The organism is Brevibacillus fortis (assembly GCF_046196545.1).
GTDB lineage: Bacteria > Bacillota > Bacilli > Brevibacillales > Brevibacillaceae > Brevibacillus > Brevibacillus fortis_A.
The window spans coordinates 2497294-2517468 of sequence record NZ_CP176370.1; the positions used below are offsets into that span (position 1 = coordinate 2497294).

Sequence of the window (20175 nt, forward strand, 5' to 3'; positions counted from 1 at the left end):
CTTTCTATTAAGAATTCATATGGAGGGAAGTCACTCGAAAAATCGACGTTTTGGGCAGAAGAAAGCGAAAGCTGTCCAGGGATGGCGCAGGATGAAGTTATTTGACTAACTATTCTGACTAGACTCGATTTGTTGTAACCGCCCATAATAAATGCAAAGAGCGAAGGAAGGGGAGAATGCCATGCGATCTGTCCGTTATTATGCGCTATGTGCCTTGCTTGTCTATGGAACGATATTGCCAATACCTTTCCTTTCATATCGTGCTTATGCAGAGGAAACACAAGACTGGATCGATAGTGAACGCTTGTACAGCCATGTCGAGCAACTGGCGAGAACAGCCCGTCCACCTGCTACTGAAACGGAATTTGCGGCAGCTGTCTATGTAGAAAATACACTTCGATCTTACGGGTACAAGACCAAGCTCGATCCCTTTTCTTATTATACGTACCGAAAGCCTACTACTCTATCACTGACGATGGAAGAATGGCCGGGTCAAAAATGGACAGTAAATGGATTTTCTTTTGGGATCAATGGAACCGCGACAGCAGAAGTGGTGGATGCCGGCTTGGGAAGAGCGGTTGATTTTGCGAATGAGGCATCCCGAGGAAAGATTGCCTTGGTCAAGCGAGGCGAGATTCCATTCGGAGAAAAAGTACGCCAGGCAGCGGCTGCAGGAGCCGTTGCCCTTATCATCTGGAATGATCGAGAGGAAGGATGGAATGCTTCACTGGGCGAGCCCTTGGATATCGCTGTTCCTGTAATAGCTTTGTCTAAGGCGGATGGCACGAAACTCCAAAAACGCATCATGGACAAGCAGCCCGTAAAGGGAACCGTCAAGGTAGAAGGAGCCGTAACCACCAAGCAAACCTCGTATAATATCGTAGCAAGCCGGAAGCCCAATCAACACGACACAGGTCAAGTCGTCATGGTATCCGCTCACCATGATTCCGCTGGGTTATCGGTTGGGGCAAATCACAATGGCTCCGGTGTAGCGGCCTTGCTTGAGATAGCGCGTAATATGGCTGACAAGCCGATCGATACGGAAGTGAGGTTCGTAAGCTTCGGTGCGGTTACTTCGGGAAGTAGAGGCCCGATTGCTTATGCGAATGCCTTATCAGCCAAAGACCGACAAGCTATGATTGCAGCCTTCTATGTCGAGGGGGTGGGCAGTCAAAAGGCAGAGCTCGTTGCAACCAATTCGCTGGGCAACGAAAATCTGCCAATCCAACTCCTGAGAGCAGCGGGGGTGTCACCTTCCGACAAGAATGGTACACGGGAACGAAACGGTGCAGCGAGCTGGTTGGCCGCCACAGGTATTCCTACGGCACTTGTGACGAGTGAAGGGACGGGCCAAGCAACAGATGACTCCTTGGCGCAAATGGATTGGGAACAAATCGGAACGGCGACAAAGGCGGTCCTTTCAGCGATTCACAAAATTACGGAACAAACAACGCCAGCTTATCCGATGGGCTCTCCAAATGGGGGACAGCTGAGAGCGGAAAGTGAGGCTTTGCAGTAAACGTCTCCTTCGGGGGACGTTTTTCTTTTGTGGTAAAATGAGGGAGAGTAACGATGTATAAAGGAGGCCTACGTGACAATGAGTGCGTTGAATATTTTGGTGTATATATCCTTGTACTCTTGGCACTGATCGGAATTTTGAATTGGATCCTATCATGCGAAAAAAAGTGGCCAAGACTCTGTCTTGACCACAGGAGCTACGAGTAAACAATCAGGTCAAATCTGATGCTTCCAAACGTACCAGCCCATTAAGAACATACCGCAATAGGTCGCTGCACTGGCGATTGCAGACATACTCCACGGAACAACGAGTGTGAGGAGAGAGAATACAAAGACGGTAAGCAGCATGACGACAATCAGTGGCAGCATTTGTAGATGCTGACGTGTCGCAATTGGATGTGTCAACGAGTAGAGCAGGGCTGCGACAATCACTCCGCCATGCACAAGCGAGAGGATAGCGAGAAGCCAATCGCCACCCGTTATCAGTTGAACCAAAATTTGTTTGATAGGCAATACAGAGGCGTGGGCATCATGCCAATGGGCAAGAAGGATAGCTTGACCTAACATCGTGAATAAAAGGAAGATTCCAGCTCCGATGATTGCCCCCATCCGAACGCTTCGCTCATGGGTTGCACGTACTGCCAGAGGTAGAGTCGTGGCCAAGCTGATGAGAAAATGCAAGGCAAGGAAAAGCACGGAGTGAACCAGCCAGTTCACATTCAATTGATAACCCAAGCTCGGTATTGGGACATGGGATTGTGCGCTGAAAATCAATCCGAATAATAATAAACCGATGGATAGAGATATGGCTGTTGCAGTGACAATCCATCTCCAACGATTTATGATAAAGAAGATGGCTGCAATGGTCAGAAGGATGAACCATAGAGGAGAGAACTCCTCCAAGAGGAAATCTGCCTGTTGGCCAAGCATGACTCCTGTATAGCCCAATAGCAGAATGTGGGTGATGACAGATAGGCTAGAAGCGAACGCTTCGCCACACAATACGTAGTACAGCTCGTACAGGGAGCGAATTTGCTTGCGATGGCAAAAGGTCAGCAGCTGGACGCCGAACCATCCGAGGCCAAGAGCCGCAAGTGCAATGCCTATTGTCCCCCAGGAACCGAAATAAGTAAAAAAACGTAACCACTCATATCCACCCAAGTAGAATCCACCTAACGCAGACCCTGCAAAAAGCACGGCGATATGCCAAGCGACTTTGTCCATAGGCATCATCCTCACTTGCAACTTGGTACAAGTGTATGAGACAAACAGGTCTGTTCAGAACAGATGATATTAAATAAACATAAATGTTTACAAATTATACTTAATGGAATATAATGATGATCATACCAGTATTTAGATTATCGATGGGGTGAAACCATGAAAATTGTAGGAATAGCCGGAAGCATGAATGCCAATTCTACGACAAAACAAGCGATTCATATTGTACTCGAAGCAGCGAAGGCTGCAGGTGCCGATGTTGAAATGATTCATCTCGCGGACTGGAAGCTGCCGCTGTATGATGATCGCGATGATACCAGTACGTACCCTGAAATTGTCCATCAATTTGTCAAAGCAGTTTCTGAAGCGGATGGACTTGTGATCGGTTCGCCTGAATACCACGGCACAATGACAGGTGCTTTGAAAAACGCCATTGACTTCCTAGAAGGGCGCATTTTGCGTGACAAGCAGGTTGCCATCATTGGCGTTGCTGGGGGAAGCATGGGTGCTACGAATACGGTCAACACCTTGCAGTTAATCATGCGCAACCTGCATGCATGGCCGTTGCCATCTAGCCCTTCCATCCCAAGTGCTTACAATGCCTTTACTCCAGAAGGCAAACTGAAGGATGAGCGTTTGCAGGCGCGCATGGAGCAATTGGGTCAGCAACTCGTACAATATGTCCAAATGATGAACCCAACACCAGAAAAACAGTTACGATAGGTACTTTTCTCTTGCAAATGGTTCTCATTACACGGTATGATATTTCTACGTGCCTTTTTTGGCTAGATGAAATAACGGTTTGGAAATGAGGGGTTCACAATGCCGCCGACGCCGAGTATGGAAGACTATTTGGAACGCATTTACAACTTAATTGAAGAAAAGGGCTATGCTCGTGTCTCCGATATTGCTGAAGCGTTGGAAGTACATCCCTCTTCGGTCACGAAAATGGTTCAGAAACTAGACAAAGACAAGTATCTCGTTTATGAAAAATACCGTGGGCTTGTTTTGACGCCAAAAGGGAAGAAAATCGGAAAACGCCTAGTGGACCGTCACAGTCTTCTAGAAGAATTTATGCGGATCATTGGCTTGGATGAAGAGCATATTTATCAGGATGTGGAAGGAATCGAGCACCACCTGAGCTGGGAATCGATTACATGCCTGGAGTATCTGGTTCAGTACTTCGAGGCAGATCCAAAGCGTATAGAAGAGCTTCGTAACATTCGTTTGTTAGATGAGCAAAAAGAGGAATAGTCCATATCGTTATCGTATTATAGCGCAAGCCGACCAGGCTTGCGTTTTTCTTTGTGGTAATGGAAAAGCTGTCGTCTTATACATGGAAAATGGGGAGGAATTTTAGGGAGGGGAAGCAAGGTGAAAGCGGATGCAGTCTTTGAAGGTGGCGGCGTAAAAGGAATCGCTTTTATCGGTGCCTTGCGAGTCATGGAGGAGAATGGATACACATGGGAAAGGCTCGCTGGTACCTCGGCTGGTTCCATTGTTGCAGCTTTGCTTGGAGCAGGCTATTCCAGCCATGAGTTGAAACCGATCTTTGAAGAGCTGGATTACCTTCACTTTCTCAAGCGCACAGGGCTGGGCAGGCTCCCTCTCATCGGACCAATCTATGAACTAGTCGTACGGGAAGGGGTTTATCGAGCAGACCGAGTTGAGTTGTTCATAGAGGAGTTGTTACAGCGAAAAGGAGTGCGAACATTCGGAGATCTTCCTCCTGGTAAGCTGAAAGTTGTCGCTTCTGATGTCACTGACGGAAAAATGCTTATATTTCCCGACGATTTGGCACGGTATGGTGTGGAGCCAGATCATTTTCCTGTGGCACGAGCCGTTCGTATGTCTTCCTCGATTCCGTTCTTTTTTCAGCCCGGAAAGCTGACAAGTGCTGGACATGTGCACTACATCGTCGATGGCGCATTATTGAGCAACTACCCCGTGTGGTTATTTGATGTACCGGGGACTCCGCGGTGGCCAACGATTGGATTTCGCCTGAGTGATGATCAAGACAAGAGAGAAGCGACTAGCATCAACGGTCTTTTTTCCTTCTCTCGGGGATTGCTGGCGACCATGCTCGATGCCCATGACCGTTTGCATGTGGAAAAGGCAAAAGCCGTTCGGACGATTTTTATTCATACATTAGGGGTGAGGACAACCCAATTTCAGCTGTCAAAAGAAATGCGGCAACAATTGTTTGAGTCAGGGGAGGCAGCCGCTCACAAATTTTTGGCACAATGGGATTTTGAAGATTACGTCAAAGTGTTTCGCAATAGCTCTCCGAAAATGCTGGTCTAATAAAAAAACAGGTCGCCGATTCAGGCAACCTGTTTTTTTATTAGTGAGAGATATTATTTTGCGATTTTTCGTCTTGTTTCTCTTTTTGCTTCCCTTTGCTGCCTTCGATCACACGAAACGGATGATCTTTTCTCGGGGTAGTCGACTGCTTTTTCACTGCTTGCCGAGCAATGGAGGGCTTTGGTTTCACCTTGACCTTTGGCTGTCTAGGTTTGCCAGAGCCTGCGCCTTGTGAAAAGAAGGAGCCAGTTTGTAAATAGTTGCGCACGACCAAGAAAAGTACAACGGATAATCCCAAGATGATAATCGTACTGACAGGATCATTGATGAGTGTTATCAAAAATCCGTAAATCGCCAATACGATCACTATCAGTATCACTGGTGGAATGCGGCGTAACATAGGGCTTCACCTCTATGGGAATAAAAATGCCTCACGTTATCCGGTCGTAACCATTCTTTCCTGCACGTGCTTCTGATCAAGCTCCCGCATCTTTTGGAAGGAAGCGATGGCTACCTCGACTTGGCTGTCATCTGGTTCACGTGTCGTGATCTTTTGCAACCACAATCCTGGATAACCAAGGTAACGTAGGACTGGCACATCACGGAGCTTGTTTGTCCACTGCAAAACCTCATAAGAGACCCCGATTACCAGTGGCAAAAGAACAATGCGTTGTACGACCCTCTCCGTCAGGGAGTCATAACTGAACAGTGAGTAAATCACGACACCGACGAACACGGAGAAAATGAGAAAACTGCTCCCGCAACGATAATGCAGAGCGGAAAATTTTTGTACATTGGCTACTGTTAATTCTACCCCGGATTCGAATGCGTTAATCACCTTATGCTCGGCTCCGTGGTATTGAAAAAGCCTTTTAATCAACGGAGCTTGTGCAATCGCAGTAATGTAGCCGAGGAGGAGTAAGATTTTAAATCCGCCTTCAGCCAACGTTTGAGGAACGCCATCCGGTACCCATTTTCCGAGTAAAAAGTCAGCCAGGAAAACGGGAACGAGTGTAAATACGAATTTCCCGAACAGGAAGGAAAGTACCCCGACGACAGCAACACCTAAAATCATGGTGAGCTTCGATGGACTTTCAGATACTTCTTCTCCAGACTCCATACTGTATTGTTCAGAGGCGAAGTTGAGATGTTTGGCCCCATTGGCGCTGGCTTCGACCAAACCAACAATCCCACGCACAAACGGAATCTTTTTCAGCGTAGTAATCCATTTATATTCCGATCGTGGGGATTCAAAATACTCAATTTCATGATTTTTTTTGCGAACAGCCGTAACAGTCATGGTTTTGCCACCGAACATAACTCCTTCGATGACGGCCTGACCGCCGTAGCTAGGTACGTTTTGTTGCGCCAATACAATCACCATCCTTACCACTATATTAACGGAAATGGCGACTTGAAGCTACAAGGAGTTCGCACTTTTCCAACAAATGTAAAGCAAAAGTGAAAAGCTTTGAGGAAGAGCATACTAGAGAACAGAGGTGATGGAATTGGAAATAAGCAAAACAGGACGAAAGCACAAGCAAGCGCGCGTATCCCATACAGAAGAAGGCAGGCAAAGGAGTAAAAGAATCTCCACTACAAAGATTTTGGAGGTCGCATTCTGGGGAACGATCATTTGGGGACTCGTTCGTTTGATGGTGCACTTTTTAAACATGACCCCGTACGGAGTTGGAGCCTTTGCACGTCCCTTTATCAACATCGAGGATGAAAATACGTTTGCGAGCGTGTGCCTTGGTGGGATCGTGCTGTTCGTTGAAACAGCCGTTGCTTCATTTGTGTTCAGCTTGCTTTTTAGTCGGATTCGTGCATGGTGGCTGGGACTCGTCTACGGGGCAGTCATGTTAGGGATAGCGGGTTTCTTCTTTCATATCGGAAATTGGGAGATTGCCACTTTAAGTACGGAAGGCGCTTGGTATTTGACGTTTGGCTTGTTCATTGGGATGACAATCATACTCGAGCAATCAGACGAGAATCATGCATGGAATGAGTCCACAAGGTAGGAGGATTTCTCCGTTCCTTGTCAAAATGGATGTAACAATGTTCGAAATGTTAGCCGGATGATTGCCTACTATGGAATCAGACCAGCTTGTGGTAAAATGTTTCATTAATAAAAAAACTTTTATAGGGAGAGGGATGGTCGATGACTTCCGTCTTGGTACTAAACGGACCCAACCTGAATTTATTGGGGACAAGGGAGCCGGATGTTTACGGAAGGGAAACGCTGGAGGATGTGGTGACAATCCTGACGGGTGTCATGGATGAGTTGGGCGGAAAGCTTGAGCATCTCCAATCGAATCACGAAGGTGTCCTCATCGACGCGATTCATCAGGCGAGAGGTGTCCATGACGGCATCTTGATCAATCCAGGGGCATTTACACATTACAGCTATGCGATCAGAGACGCTTTGGCCAGTGTGGCTCTACCAACAATTGAAGTACATATTTCCAATATTCATGCACGGGAACCATTTCGCCATCATTCAGTCATCGCTCCTATCGCGATTGGACAAGTTGTGGGATTGGGGATCGATGGATATGAATGGGCACTAAGAGCGCTCGTCCGTAAAATCGAAAAAAAATAAAAGCTTTCAAAAAAGGGGAAAAGGCTGCCATGAAACAACGTCTGCATAAATTGCGCGAGGCACTTACACAAGTTGGAGCAGAGGCGTTTATTACCGAAAAAACAGAGAATCGCTTCTACTTGAGTGGTTTCACCGGATCAACGGGGTGGGTAATTGTCACCCAAACAGAGGCGTTTCTCGTCACTGACTTCCGCTATGTGGAACAAGCGCAAGAACAAGCACCTGATTTTACGGTGGTAAATAACGAGAGAAAAGCTGTTGAAGCGATGGCAAAGCTCCTGCAAGAAAAAGGGATTAAGCGCTTGGCATTCGAGAGCAGCGTGTCCTTTAGCACCTATCAGGAATGGAACAAAGGGTTTGACGGAGTAGAGCTGGTGCCAACAAGCGGTCTGCTTGAAAAAATCCGCATGTTTAAAGACGAATCCGAGATGGTTATTATTCGTGAAGCGGTTCGTATCGCGGAAGCAGCATTTACGCATATTCAAGGCTACATCAAGCCAGGGGTGCGTGAATCCGATGTTGCTTTGGAATTGGAATACTTCATGCGCAAACAAGGAGCGACAGGCTCTGCATTTGATATGATCGTAGCGTCGGGTGTGCGCGGTGCTCTGCCACATGGAAGAGCTTCCGAGAAAGTGATTCAGGCAGGGGAAATGGTTACACTCGACTTTGGTGCTGCTTATCAGGGCTACAATTCAGATATCACACGTACGTTGTCTGTGGGAGAGCCAGACCCGAAAATGCGTAAAATCTACGAAATCGTTCTGCTTGCACAGCTCGCAGGTTTAGAAGCACTGAAGCCAGGCGTATCCGCAAAAGACGCGGACGCAGCAACGAGAGATATTATCACAGCAGCAGGCTATGGCGATGCCTATGGACATAGCGCAGGTCATGGTCTCGGACTGGAAGTTCACGAGCTGCCAGGGCTGTCGACTGTAAGTACCTTCGTATTGGAGCCAGGTATGCTCGTAACAATGGAACCAGGCATTTACGTAACAGGTCTTGGCGGCGTACGGATCGAAGACGATGTGTGGATTACAGCGGATGGTCATGAGAACCTGAACAAGTCTACGAAAGAGTTGCTCATTTTGCCTGTGTAATTTATACTTATTCTGTTATTGATTGATTTGGGAGGACTACCATGATCTCTGTAAACGATTTTCGTACCGGTTTGACAATCGAAGTGGATGGCAATATTTATACCGTGCTTGAATTCCAACACGTAAAACCAGGTAAAGGTGCGGCTTTCGTTCGCTCCAAACTGCGCAACCTGCGCAGCGGTAACACGACGGAAATGACTTTCCGTGGCGGTGAAAAAGTTAACCCTGCCCGCATCGAATCCAGCACGATGCAATATCTGTATGCGAGCGGAGACGAGTACACTTTCATGAACACAGAATCCTATGAGCAAATGACGTTCACTCAAAAGCAAATTGAGCGTGAACTGCGTTTCCTCAAGGAAAACATGAACGTGCAAATCATGCAGTACAACGGAGAAACAATCGGTATTCAATTGCCGAATACTGTTGAACTCGTTGTAACAGAATGTGAGCCAGGTGTAAAAGGTGACACTGCTTCTAACGTAACAAAGAAAGCAACCTTAGAAACTGGTTTCGTAGTAAACGTTCCTCTCTTCGTAGAAGAAGGAGAGCGTCTGATCATCGATACTCGTACGGAAGCATACGTTTCCCGCGCGTAAAAGTACGGATTGCAAGAAAAAGCTGTGCCCATTTGGGTGCAGCTTTTTTTATTTGATTTCATATATCGATGTAGTATTGTAAAAATTATGTAATTGCACTAAATTAAGTGATACGGAAATAGTAAGGTGGAGGGGTGTGGCTTTGAGAACGGAACAAGAAATGATGAGCATGCTGATCGATTTCGCCAGGAAGGATGATCGAATCCGTTTGGTAACCTTGGAAGGGTCACGCACGAACAAAAATATACCCGCTGATCCATTCCAAGATTATGATATTTCGTATTTTGTAACAGAAATGGATTCTTTCAAGGAAAGTGATCAATGGCTCGATGTTTTTGGGAATCGAATCATGATGCAAAAACCGGAAGATATGGAGCTTTTTCCATCCGAGTTAGGGAATTGGTTTTCGTATCTTATGCTATTTGAGGATGGAAATAAAGTAGATCTGACGCTGATTCCGATAGACGAGATAGAGCAGTATTTTGCAGATAGCGACGGCCTAGTTGAGGTTTTGCTGGATAAGGACGAGCTTATCAAACACGAGGTGCTCGCTTCCGATCGTCAATATTGGACCCGGAAGCCAACTGCTAGAGAGTTTGATGACTGCTGCAATGAATTTTGGATGGTCTCTACTTACGTTGTCAAAGGTCTGGCGAGAAAAGAAATCCTGTTTGCGATTGACCATCTCAACGAAATTGCCCGACCGAATTTGCTACGAATGATGGCTTGGCAAATCGGGTGTGAGAAAGGGTTTACCCTTAGTGTCGGGAAAAACTACAAATTTATCGATCACCATCTTCCAAAAGAAGATTGGGAATCCTTACTATCCAGTTATCGCGAAAATAGCTACGTAGACATGTGGGAATCGCTATTCACTTGCTATGAGCTATTTCGAAAGTACTCTAAAGCGGTGGCAGAAAGTCTCGGATATCCGTACCCAGCTTACGATGAAGCTATTACCAAGTATGCGGAAAATATCTACCATTCTTGGAAGTAATGGATGGAACTCGACCGCCTTTATCAAGGGCGGTTTTCTTTTTGGATGGTATCAATCGACCACCAAAGCTGGCGAGAAGAAAAAGCACAGGGCTCGCAGACCTTGACAACGCCTACCCAGTCGGAACTTCAAAAAGGGGACCACGCTTGTCGAACACTTCTTCGTGGAGAAACATCCGCCCGTAGGGTGGCTTTGGCTCGACGGTCCCCTTTTTGAAGTGGAGACGGACAGTCAATCCCCCCTGCTGGCGTGTCAGAGTCGAAGAGAACTGTGCTTTTTCTTCTCCTCCACTATGTTGACTCAAACTTTTTTAAAAAAGTAATCAATTTATGGAAAGAAAATACAAAATGATCCGTTAATCCATATGAGCCTGCCAAAACGAACGCTGCGCAGCGAACTTTTTTGAAATGGGAGGATTTCCTTTGCAGGATGATTGGTTGCTCATACAACAGGTACAAACAGGCAATCGGGATGCCTACGCGCACCTGGTCGACAAGTACAAAGATCGATTATACAGCTATCTTTATCGAATGACGGGGCAGCAACAGGATGCCCAAGACCTGACACAAGAGGCTTTCATCAAAGCGTACTGTCAACTGGATAAGTATAAGCCGACAGATGCTTTTTTGGCCTGGTTGTATCGGATTGCGTCCAACTTGTGTATAGACGCGTGGCGCAAGAACAAGCACTACGCCAAAACACCTTTGGAAGAGACAAGGCTGATTGAATCCGATACACCCGAAAAAGCTTATTTGGAAAAAGAAAAGCAAGATACCTTGCAGCAGCAAATCATGGCGTTGGGCGAAGAATACCGCGTTGTGTTTTTGCTGAAATACTTGGAACAGATGAGCTACAAAGAGATTAGCGAGATTTTGCATGTTCCGGTCACAACTGTACAAATGCGTATCCATCACGCCAAGAAAAAGCTCCGGGCTAGTATCGCGCAAGAAATGTCAGGAGGTGCTGCTATCTATGAATTGCTCCAAAACTGAAGAGTTGCGCAAGTATTTGACTGGTGAGCTATCTGCAGGTGAAGCTAGACTGCTGGAAGGACATGTCGAAGAGTGCCTGCTCTGTCAGCAACAGATGATGGAGGAAGAGGATAGCGGCGAGGAGTTCCCGAGCCTGCACGTTCCAAGCGCGTTGCCCACAGATTTTACTGCCCAGGTGATGACGGCGTTAGAGCAAGTGAAATTGCCAAAGCCAAAACCAGATTGGAAAAAAAGGAGTGTAAACATTTTGAAGAAAACCGCGTTAGCAGTAGCGAGTGTCACGGCAATCATTACGTTTGGGTCCATGGTGTCTCCGACTTTTGCGAGCTACGTAAACAGTGTCATCCAATCCATACAAGGCATCGACCAAGGAATGAAGCAGGCAGCGGAGAAGGGTTATGTCCAGGAGATCAATAAAAAGGTGACGGATCAAGGAATTACACTGGTTGTAAAAGAAGTGGTTGCGGATCCGGCGCGGATGGCGATCATTGCAAATATCGTGGATCAAAACGGTAAGCGTATCCCGTTTGATATGGAAAAAAACGCATTGTCCCTTACTTACAAAACCAAGTCAGGTGAAGACCTGAATCCTGGTGGAGGGGGTTATTCCTACGGTGAAGAAGGAGAGTATCTTGTCGTCAGCCATGATATTTTCCGATTCCTGAAAGATAGCAAGTCATTACCGGATGAGATGGTCATCGGTGTCGAAGCAACCATGTTAGGTGGGAAAGAAGGTAGCTGGAAGGTAGAGTTTCCAGTTGATATGAAAAAGGCAAGGGCAGTGGCAAACTACACCGAGATTGGACAAAAATATATGACTCCGCATGGAATCGAGATCATGTTGCAAAACATTATGACGGTACCGAGCACAAGTATGATGGAGTTGGAAATAGACTGGACAAAAGAAAGAGAAGAACAAATCCAAAAATGGAAAGAGCAAAACGGCTGGATTGTAAAAGAGCCAAAAACAGGTGCATTCACAGAAGCCGAGAGGATGGAGAGGTATTTCATCGACTTGGGAGTAGCATTCCAAATATTTGATGAAAAAGGGAATGTGGTAGCAGGATGGGACGATGCGTTGCATGAAGAACTTAACCAAATTCGAAAGAACAACGTAAAGCACTCGTATCGAGGAAAAGTGCATGATGACGGCAAAGGAGTTACGAAATGGAATGGAATAACCCCACTGGCAAAGGATCAAACGTACAAATTAAAAATGCACTCCCTGTACCTGTATGAGCCATCGAAATTTCAGGCAACCATTCCGGTTGATACCTTGTTAAAGGATAAGGTAACCGTGACGAACAGTGACAGTACCTATACCTTAACGGGCTTTACCTTAAAAACGACGGAGGGAGAAGAAAAGATCGGGAATGAGACTTATTTTGGAAAAGGTGCACTGATCTCGTTCTCGGCCATTCTTCCAGAAGGGATTGTTGACACGAGCGAATGGTCAGCAGAGGATGAATCTAAAGAAAAGTACAATGTCTCCCGTAGCGGAACCTATAAGCGAGGTAAAGATGGGCGCGTGCACGTAGAAGGAACATTCTTCATCCGCGACCTTGAAAAACAGCCGAAAGAATTAAAGCTGTCCCACGCTATTCAGCAGCGCCAATATCAAGACCTCAACTGGGAAGTTCCATTTGAGATGTCCAATAACGCCAAACACTAAAACAACATAGTCAAATCCCCCTCCGTCATATAAAAGAGGGGGATTTCGTTTTTTATTTGCTTCCAAACCACTCCCACAGCTTCAACACAAAGGCAGTAATGCCCGCAGCCATCAAAGGCCCGACGGGAATGCCCCGGAAAAACACAATGCCAATAATCGAGCCAATCACCAGACCGACAATCATATGTGGCTCAGAGCGTAGCAAATCGAGTCCTTTTCCATTCATCCAGGTGGCAATGGCCCCACCAGCCAGTGCGGTTAAGCCGACGACCGTAGTGAAAAGAGGCGTGACGTCTTTCCACGATATTTTTTCGCTGGCGAATGGAACCAGTACGGAAATGGTCAAAAAGAGCAGGCCGAGCTCCAAACCGCGACGTTCTACCGTTGGGAAAAAACGCTCCAGCGCCGTTAACTTCAACACCAACAATATACTCGCGGCAGTGGCAATAATCGGTGAGCGCCCAATAAGACCGATAACGATCAGGATGACGAGCATCACTTCTCCAGACATCATTGGCATCATAACCCCTGTCCCTGTTCTCCTTTCACATTATGAGACAAGGTGTGGGAGTATGCGTTTCTCCTTGATATAGGGAACGATTTGATACTGATCGATTTGAGCGCAGTACCGTATATCGCTTGCGAGATGGTGCTGGATGAGCCTTTTTCCTGTTGTCGTGTGGGGTAACAGCTCGCTCAGTTTTCCAGCGTAGTAAAGGTAGCTCGCTTTTAGCACTTCACCCAAATCACAAATTTGGATGCTCGGTAACGATTGTTGTGCCTGGGCAATCATCAAGCCAGCAGCGAGACCGTCTTCCAGAGCGAATTCCGACCGGGTACCTGCACAGTACAGCGTAATATCGAGTTGATACGAAAGAGCGTGCCGCACGCATGCAGTGGCATTTAAAAAGCAGCCAATCAAGAGAGCAGAGGCGCGTTCTGCTTTTTGGATCGCGCGAGTTCCGTTCGTCGTGGTCAGAATAAGCTGGCTCCCCGTTTTCCCCAGTGCTGCGATTTCGGTTGGTGAGTTATTGCAGTCGAATTCGGGGATTTTCTTACAGTGGCGTTCACCGGCCAAAATGCAGTCGCCCGTGCGGAGGGAGTTCGCTTGCCCTATTGTTTCGACCGGGATGACGCTGCGAAATCCATTACCTAATGCAGTGACAATCGTACTGGAGGCACGAAGCACATCGATGACGATGACAACATGATTGCTGATCTGTTCAAAACGAATCTCTTCCACGGTCGGCACGACTTCTATTCGCACGGATAACACCTCCTTCTATCCATGAGCAGGGCTGTATCGCCGCGCAATCCTCGCCGTAATGTCTCTACAGAGAATACATCCGTAGAGGCAATATTTCCGAGGTTAACGTCGCTGCCAATGGCCTTAATAAAGCAGACCTGTTGATCTTTTTGTGGGGCTTCCCAGATCAGTCGGGAGGCTTTTTCTTTTGCTGCCGAGACAATGTCTCGAACGAAGGAATCGTCTATCTTGCCGTCCCCGTCACAAACGCCGACAGTGCCACTCTCTCTCGCTTCCACAATAACGTGACTGGCACCATTGTGCAGGTCGAAGCTAAGCGTCTCCAGTAATTCATCTCGACATGCGCGATACTCGGCCGTTTTTTTTCCAACCTCTGTATAGACCACCAGATCATTGTCTAGGGCGTAATTGATGGCTTCCTGACGCTGTGCGAAGGATAAAGGGAACGTTCCATCGGATATTTCTACCGCAGAAAAACCGAGAGAGCGAATCAGCTTCATATAATCTGCAATCGTATTGTGGCGAATGGCGATTTCAAAAAAAGTTCCTCCTGGCATGATGTGTACGCCAAATTGTTTTGCGAGGGTTAATTTCTGGTTGAGTATTTCGAGGGGGTACAGAGCGATGGTGCCAAAACCGAGTTTGTATAGATCGATATAAGGAGCAGCCAGCGCTAACAAGTCGGAATAAGCGGTAAGTCCAAGGCCTTTGTCAATGACCATGGTTAAGCCCTTCGTACGGGGCTTTTCTCGAAATTGCCCGGACGGATTTGCCCAGCTTTCAGGCAAAAACGACTGATCACACTCTATCATCGGCAAGTTCCTCATTTCTCTAGGCGTATGGTTCAGTGTATGCCCAGTGAAGGGGAGGAGTGAGGGCAAAAGCCTATAGAGATGATTCAAAAAGTGCTGAAATGATGTGGTACAGGCATAGAGTGAAAGGAGGGGAGGACGAGACGGTATGTTGGAAAAAGCAATTATGGGTATGGCGGCACTTAGGGTCTTTTCAGGCAGTATCGAGATCATTGCAGCTTTGCTCATTTTGAAAGTGAACCAAGTCGAAAAAGCTCTGCTTATTAACTCAGGTCTTGCGATTGTCGGTCCAATCATCTTGATCACCACCACGACAATCGGTTTATTAGGCATGTCGGATCGGGTTAGCTTTGCCAAAATTGCTTGGATTCTGGTCGGAATCTCCTGCATCTTGATTGGCGTCCGCAAGTAATGCCCATTTCCTTCCATTGTTAAATGCCATCATGATGGGGAACGATATGTGGGAGAGATTGGATGGGAGGGAATGTGGATGCCAGAATCATTGGCGAATCGTATCGCATACTTGCAAGGGTTGGCAGATGGGTTGGAAGTGGGGGACAAGAGCCCCGAAGGAAAAATTATGGTAGAGATGATTGAGATTCTAGGCGAGGTGCAGGGTCAGCTACGAGAGCTTCACTCGCGAGTGGAAGAGGCAGAGGATTATGTGGAGGCCTTGGATGAAGACTTAGAGGACATTGAGCTCTACCTTTTTGAAGATGATGATGACTTGTATGAAACCATTGTCGATTGTGAGGACGATGACGACGAGTACGCGACTTTCTACGATTTGGATGATGATGAAGACGCGCAACTCTATGAAGGACAAGTAGATCCTCATCTCGATACGACCTACGAGTTCGCATGCCCGAGCTGCCAGAAAGAAATCTATCTGCATGAGGGCGAAGATGGGGAAGGCTTCAGACACTATGTAATAGAGCCAGTGGATAACAAGAAAACGGATAATCGATGATCCTAATAGGAAAAGCTTGCTACTCGCGTTCTAGCACGAGAGCAAGCTATTTTTTTTGCATAAATCTCGTCCACCTCTGCATAGGATGGAGGTAAGTCAAAGTGGACAAAGGCAGAATGCTGCAAAAGGAGGGTACCTGATGAATGAGATATTGGCGATTTTGCCAGCAACGTTACGCACGATTTTGACGGCCCTTCCTATCGCGGTAAGAGAGAATCTGGAAGAGATTCGGCTTCGGCAAAACCAGCCGCTAGAAGTCCGGTTTGGTCAACAATCCAGCTATGTGACATCGTCGGGGCAAATCACCTCGATACCTGCCCAAGGATGGCTGTTTTCAGCAGAAGAGGCTGTAAAGCTGTTAAACCAGGTCAGCCAGCATTCTCTCTATGCCTTGGAAGAAGAGTTGAAAAGGGGTTATATCACGGTGGTTGGCGGTCATCGCATTGGCATTGCGGGGAAAGTGGTGCTGGACAAAGGTGAAGTGAAGGGAATCAGAGATGTGACTAGCTTCAACATCCGGATTGCCCGCGAGAAAAAAGGCGCGGCCAAGAAGGTCATGCCGTATTTGTTTGAGGAAGGCAAATTGCAAAACACGCTGCTCATCTCCCCACCTCAGTGCGGGAAGACAACTTTGTTGCGTGATATGGCGCGAACCATCAGCTACGGGAGCGAGTGGTCTTCCAGTCGCAAGGTAGGAATTGTGGACGAGCGTTCTGAGTTGGCGGGATGCTTGCAAGGAGTTCCTCAACGCGACGTCGGTCCACGAACGGATGTGCTGGATGCTTGCCCAAAAGCAGCAGGGATGATGATGCTGATTCGCTCTATGTCTCCTGATGTTCTGATTGTGGACGAGGTGGGAAGAACGGAGGATGGCGACGCAGTCTGGGAAGCGATTCATGCAGGTGTAGCCGTCATTTGCTCGGCGCATGGAGCGAGCGTCAAGCAAGTAGCCGAACGCCCCATGCTAGGCAAGCTGATTCGATATGGTGCCTTTTCCCGCTATATCGTACTTAGCCGCTCAAAAGGTGTCGGAACAATCCAGGCCATCTACGATCAAAGCATGAACCTGGTTGAAAGGGAGAAGGTTGCATGGTCAAGCTGATGGGAGCCGTACTCATCCTGTTTTCGGCGTCGATGGTTGGTTGGCAGATCGGCAAGTATTACGCGAATCGTCCCGTTCAGCTTCGGGCTCTGCTCGTTGCTCTGCAAATGCTCGAAACGGAAATCGTGTTCGGGATGACTCCATTACAGCGGGCGTTTGTGAAGGTTGGTCATCGCGTCTCCGAAGAGGTAGGGAAAGTATTTCTTCTGGCCGCTGAATTCCTGCAGACAGAAAAGGCGCATTCGGCTGAAGAGGCGTTGCAACAGGCTATGAATAGACTCTGGACCCAAACCGCCTTGCGCAGACAAGAGCGAGAGGTGCTTGAGAGTCTTGGTCAGGTACTCGGATCATCCGATCGGGAAGACCAGCAAAAGCATTTGCGCCTAGCTGTCACCCACCTGCGAGGGCTGGAAGAGGAGGCTCGTGCAGAACAGGAAAAGTACGAAAAAATGTACAAGAGTTTGGGCTTTTTAGGTGGACTCTTGGTCGTCATCCTGATGTTCTAAAGGCGAGGTGTTCACAGTGGATTTTGATTTGACACCTGTTTTCCAGATAGGAGCAGTAGGGTTCATAACAGCCATCCTGCATACAATCCTGAAGCAGGCGGGCAAGGAAGATATTGCGCATTGGGCAACTCTGGTCGGATTCATCATCGTCCTGTACATGGTGTCCCATTACATCGGTGACTTGTTCTCCGAGGTAAAACGCGTCTTCCTGTTCAACTGAGGAGGGGCTCCAGATGGAGATTGTACAAATTGTCGGACTAGGACTGGTGGCTACGATTCTCGCGCTAGTCATTAAGGAACAGAAGCCGATGTTCGCCTTTTTGCTGGCGATCGCGAGCGGAGTCATCATCTTTTACTTTCTCGTTGGAAAAATAGCAGATGTCATTCGGGTTTTGGAAAAATTGGCGGTTCAAGCAGATTTGAACCTTGTGTTCCTGGAAACGATTCTAAAAATCATTGGAATTGCCTACATTGCTGAATTCGGTGCACAGATGACCCGAGATGCTGGACAAGGTGCGATTGCTTCGAAAATCGAGCTCGCTGGAAAAGTCCTCATACTGGTTATGGCTGTACCGATCATCCAAATCATTATCGAAACAGTGATCGACTTGTTGCCGGCATAAGGGAGGTGGGATGTCCATGGCACACACTTGCAAGCTGATCCTGTTCTTGTTCCTGCTTCTTGCCTTGTTTCCAGTTGCCGTGTCTGCTGCTGTGACACCCGCAGCCGGTCCGATCAATCAAATTGTGCAACAACAGGTCGATCACTTGCAGCTAGACCGAGTCGAACAGTATTGGCAACAATTGCAGCGCGACTATAAAGGGTACTTGCCCGATTTGAAATCGGAAGGCTTTATCCAAATCCTCATGCAGCAAGGTGATTTCAGTATTTCAGGAGTTCTGCAAGGAATGGGCAAATTCATCTTTCATGAGATTTTGATGAATGGCAAGCTGCTCAGCTCCATCATTATCATTACGGTCTTTGCGATGATTCTCGAAACGATGCAGAACGCCTTTGAACGCAATGCGGTATCGACGGTGGCGTACTCGATTACTTATCTCGTCTTGATGGTACTCGCGATCAACAGCTTTCATGTCGCCATTACCTATGCCAAAGACGCAATCGCGAACATGTCCGATTTCATGCTTGCCATGATCCCACTCGTCATCGCGTTGCTTGCTTCGGTAGGCAATCTGGCATCCGCCACGATGTTTCACCCGCTGATTATCTTCATGATCAACACCAGCGGCATGATCATCTCTTACGTCGTGTTTCCGCTACTGTTTCTCTCTGCGATGCTCTCGATCGTCAGCCTGTTTTCAGAGAGGTACAAAGTTACACAGTTAGCCACCTTGCTTCGCAATATTGCAATGGGTGTCCTCGGCTCATTTCTGACAATTTTTCTCGCTATCATTTCCATACAGGGAGCGACTTCGGCTGTTGCGGACGGGGTCACGCTCCGAACAGCGAAATACATCACGGGCAATTTCATCCCGATAGTAGGTCGTGTGTTCTCCGATGCGGCAGATACCGTACTCAATGCCTCGCTACTGGTCAAAAATGCCGTGGGCTTGGCGGGAGTTTTGATCCTGATCATGCTATGCGCGTTTCCGGCTTTGAAGATACTGGTACTGGCTCTCATCTACAATCTGTCATCTGCCGTACTCCAACCGCTTGGAAACAGCCCAATCATCAGCGCGTTAGGTACGATTGGGAAAAGTCTTTTGTTTGTCTTCGCTGCTTTGGCAACGGTTGGATTGATGTTCTTTCTGGCGATTACGATCATTATTGCGGCGGGCAACATCTCCATGATGGTTCGGTAGGTGATGAGATGACGTGGTTAACACTGTGGTTGAAAAAAATTATCCTGCTCGTCCTTTTGGCTGCCTTCCTCGATCTGATTCTGCCCAATACGACACTGCAACGCTACGTAAAAATGGTGATGGGCTTGATTCTCTTGCTGACGATCATTTCTCCCGTGTTTAGTCTGTTCAGCCTCTCGCAGGAAGATTTGGCCTTTCGTCTGGATCGCTACCAACAAGAGCTGAACAAGCCTGCCTCGGCAGAGTGGAAACGTATCACTGACAAGCTGCTCGGTCAACAAAACCAGCAAATGACCGCTTACGTCCAGTCACAGGTAGCGTCCTCGGTAAAAGCCAGTGTCAAAGAGCAGTACGGCGTAACAGTCGAAGATGTCACGATTACCGTCAATCAGCAAAATCCGGAAAAGCCAACCCTTGAGCGAATCGAGCTGGTAGTCGGTGACGCGAACAAGGAAGAGCAAAAAGGGCAGAGCACGATTGAACCGATTAAACCTGTCCAGCCTGTTGAGATTACGATTGGCGAACCCATTGAGATACAACCTGATCCCAAATCAGATATTGCAGCAACAGCCCATCATGACAATCCACTTTACGCGCAAATCACAAACGATGTCGCCAAAGAGTGGGGGCTTTCGAAGAGTCAGGTCGTCATCAAAGACGAATCGAGAGAAAGAGAGAAACAGTAGCGG

General features: G+C 47.5%; 25 protein-coding genes. 19 read left to right on the forward strand and 6 right to left on the reverse strand.

Translation table 11 applies throughout. From position 1 onward, the window contains the following. Positions 1-181 precede the first annotated feature (181 nt). Entirely contained in the window at positions 182-1519 is a 1338-nt protein-coding gene (locus ACKKE8_RS12905) for a M28 family peptidase (RefSeq protein WP_409178504.1), read from the forward strand. Positions 1520-1734: 215 nt separating this feature from the next. Here the strand turns inward: ACKKE8_RS12905 and ACKKE8_RS12910 are convergent, their stop codons facing one another. Further along, on the reverse strand, positions 1735-2742 hold the full coding sequence (locus ACKKE8_RS12910; RefSeq protein ID WP_409178505.1) for a hypothetical protein: 1008 nt from the start codon (positions 2740-2742) through the stop codon (positions 1735-1737). Between the two features lie 156 nt (positions 2743-2898). Between ACKKE8_RS12910 and ACKKE8_RS12915 the strand changes: the two genes are divergently transcribed. From ACKKE8_RS12915 to ACKKE8_RS12925, 3 genes are all read left to right on the forward strand, one after another. Beyond that, positions 2899-3462, forward strand: coding sequence for an NADPH-dependent FMN reductase (locus tag ACKKE8_RS12915; protein ID WP_017247978.1), 564 nt, complete (start codon positions 2899-2901; stop codon positions 3460-3462). A gap of 99 nt (positions 3463-3561) precedes the next feature. Further along, complete coding sequence (gene mntR / locus ACKKE8_RS12920; protein WP_017247979.1) at positions 3562-3993, forward strand: transcriptional regulator MntR; 432 nt, start codon at positions 3562-3564, stop codon at positions 3991-3993. Positions 3994-4113: 120 nt separating this feature from the next. Next, positions 4114-5043 carry a patatin-like phospholipase family protein gene (locus tag ACKKE8_RS12925; protein ID WP_409178506.1) on the forward strand — a complete coding sequence of 310 codons (930 nt, stop codon included), beginning with the start codon at positions 4114-4116 and terminating at the stop codon, positions 5041-5043. A 40-nt stretch (positions 5044-5083) separates the two neighbouring features. Here ACKKE8_RS12925 and ACKKE8_RS12930 read toward each other — a convergent pair whose 3' ends face one another. Beyond that, positions 5084-5443, reverse strand: coding sequence for a hypothetical protein (locus ACKKE8_RS12930; protein ID WP_409178507.1), 360 nt, complete (start codon positions 5441-5443; stop codon positions 5084-5086). A gap of 36 nt (positions 5444-5479) precedes the next feature. Continuing rightward, positions 5480-6427: a DUF1385 domain-containing protein gene (locus ACKKE8_RS12935; protein WP_017247982.1), complete on the reverse strand. Its 948-nt coding sequence runs from the start codon at positions 6425-6427 to the stop codon at positions 5480-5482. Between the two features lie 118 nt (positions 6428-6545). Between ACKKE8_RS12935 and ACKKE8_RS12940 the strand changes: the two genes are divergently transcribed. The 7 genes from ACKKE8_RS12940 (at position 6546) to ACKKE8_RS12970 (ending at position 13005) form a co-directional block, all read left to right on the forward strand. After that, on the forward strand, positions 6546-7064 hold the full coding sequence (locus tag ACKKE8_RS12940; protein WP_409178508.1) for a YqhR family membrane protein: 519 nt from the start codon (positions 6546-6548) through the stop codon (positions 7062-7064). Positions 7065-7204: 140 nt separating this feature from the next. Continuing rightward, positions 7205-7645 (forward strand): type II 3-dehydroquinate dehydratase, encoded by a 441-nt coding sequence (gene aroQ / locus ACKKE8_RS12945; RefSeq protein WP_047068826.1) that lies wholly within the window; start codon positions 7205-7207, stop codon positions 7643-7645. A gap of 29 nt (positions 7646-7674) precedes the next feature. Then, a complete protein-coding gene (locus ACKKE8_RS12950; protein ID WP_409178509.1) occupies positions 7675-8745 on the forward strand; it encodes a M24 family metallopeptidase in 1071 nt (356 codons plus the stop codon). Positions 8746-8786: 41 nt separating this feature from the next. Further along, complete coding sequence (gene efp / locus ACKKE8_RS12955) at positions 8787-9344, forward strand: elongation factor P (RefSeq protein WP_188067987.1); 558 nt, start codon at positions 8787-8789, stop codon at positions 9342-9344. A 142-nt stretch (positions 9345-9486) separates the two neighbouring features. Further along, entirely contained in the window at positions 9487-10341 is an 855-nt protein-coding gene (gene ant(6) / locus ACKKE8_RS12960; protein WP_409179109.1) for an aminoglycoside 6-adenylyltransferase, read from the forward strand. A gap of 422 nt (positions 10342-10763) precedes the next feature. Then, entirely contained in the window at positions 10764-11333 is a 570-nt protein-coding gene (locus ACKKE8_RS12965) for an RNA polymerase sigma factor (RefSeq protein ID WP_106837653.1), read from the forward strand. Next, positions 11314-13005 carry a DUF4179 domain-containing protein gene (locus ACKKE8_RS12970; RefSeq protein WP_409178510.1) on the forward strand — a complete coding sequence of 564 codons (1692 nt, stop codon included), beginning with the start codon at positions 11314-11316 and terminating at the stop codon, positions 13003-13005. The genes ACKKE8_RS12965 and ACKKE8_RS12970 overlap by 20 nt, the downstream gene beginning before the upstream one ends. Before the next feature lie 52 nt (positions 13006-13057). Here the strand turns inward: ACKKE8_RS12970 and ACKKE8_RS12975 are convergent, their stop codons facing one another. The 3 genes from ACKKE8_RS12975 to ACKKE8_RS12985 are packed head-to-tail and all read right to left on the reverse strand — an operon-like array spanning position 13058 to position 15084. Then, positions 13058-13519 (reverse strand): DUF441 domain-containing protein, encoded by a 462-nt coding sequence (locus ACKKE8_RS12975; RefSeq protein ID WP_047068835.1) that lies wholly within the window; start codon positions 13517-13519, stop codon positions 13058-13060. A 36-nt stretch (positions 13520-13555) separates the two neighbouring features. After that, on the reverse strand, positions 13556-14272 hold the full coding sequence (locus ACKKE8_RS12980) for a 2-phosphosulfolactate phosphatase (protein WP_409178511.1): 717 nt from the start codon (positions 14270-14272) through the stop codon (positions 13556-13558). Next, positions 14263-15084, reverse strand: a complete 822-nt coding sequence (locus tag ACKKE8_RS12985; RefSeq protein WP_409178512.1) for a phosphosulfolactate synthase — start codon at positions 15082-15084, stop codon at positions 14263-14265. The genes ACKKE8_RS12980 and ACKKE8_RS12985 overlap by 10 nt, the downstream gene beginning before the upstream one ends. A 148-nt stretch (positions 15085-15232) precedes the next feature. Here ACKKE8_RS12985 and ACKKE8_RS12990 point away from each other — a divergent pair, with 148 nt between their 5' ends. The 8 genes from ACKKE8_RS12990 (at position 15233) to spoIIIAF (ending at position 20172) form a co-directional block, all read left to right on the forward strand. Then, positions 15233-15496, forward strand: a complete 264-nt coding sequence (locus ACKKE8_RS12990; RefSeq protein WP_007725730.1) for a YqhV family protein — start codon at positions 15233-15235, stop codon at positions 15494-15496. A gap of 78 nt (positions 15497-15574) precedes the next feature. Then, entirely contained in the window at positions 15575-16054 is a 480-nt protein-coding gene (locus ACKKE8_RS12995) for a CD1247 N-terminal domain-containing protein (protein ID WP_409178513.1), read from the forward strand. 139 nt (positions 16055-16193) lie between these two features. Then, a complete protein-coding gene (gene spoIIIAA, locus ACKKE8_RS13000; RefSeq protein WP_409178514.1) occupies positions 16194-17156 on the forward strand; it encodes a stage III sporulation protein AA in 963 nt (320 codons plus the stop codon). Continuing rightward, a complete protein-coding gene (gene spoIIIAB / locus ACKKE8_RS13005; protein ID WP_012686020.1) occupies positions 17144-17662 on the forward strand; it encodes a stage III sporulation protein SpoIIIAB in 519 nt (172 codons plus the stop codon). Before spoIIIAA ends, spoIIIAB begins: the two co-directional genes overlap by 13 nt. 16 nt (positions 17663-17678) lie before the next feature. Next, positions 17679-17882 (forward strand): stage III sporulation protein AC, encoded by a 204-nt coding sequence (gene spoIIIAC, locus ACKKE8_RS13010; protein WP_390296704.1) that lies wholly within the window; start codon positions 17679-17681, stop codon positions 17880-17882. Positions 17883-17895: 13 nt separating this feature from the next. Continuing rightward, positions 17896-18285: a stage III sporulation protein AD gene (spoIIIAD, locus tag ACKKE8_RS13015; RefSeq protein ID WP_017247996.1), complete on the forward strand. Its 390-nt coding sequence runs from the start codon at positions 17896-17898 to the stop codon at positions 18283-18285. A 16-nt stretch (positions 18286-18301) separates the two neighbouring features. Beyond that, positions 18302-19486 (forward strand): stage III sporulation protein AE, encoded by a 1185-nt coding sequence (gene spoIIIAE, locus ACKKE8_RS13020; RefSeq protein ID WP_409178515.1) that lies wholly within the window; start codon positions 18302-18304, stop codon positions 19484-19486. Positions 19487-19494: 8 nt separating this feature from the next. Further along, positions 19495-20172, forward strand: coding sequence for a stage III sporulation protein AF (spoIIIAF, locus tag ACKKE8_RS13025; RefSeq protein ID WP_409178516.1), 678 nt, complete (start codon positions 19495-19497; stop codon positions 20170-20172). The last annotated feature ends 3 nt before the right edge of the window (positions 20173-20175 follow it).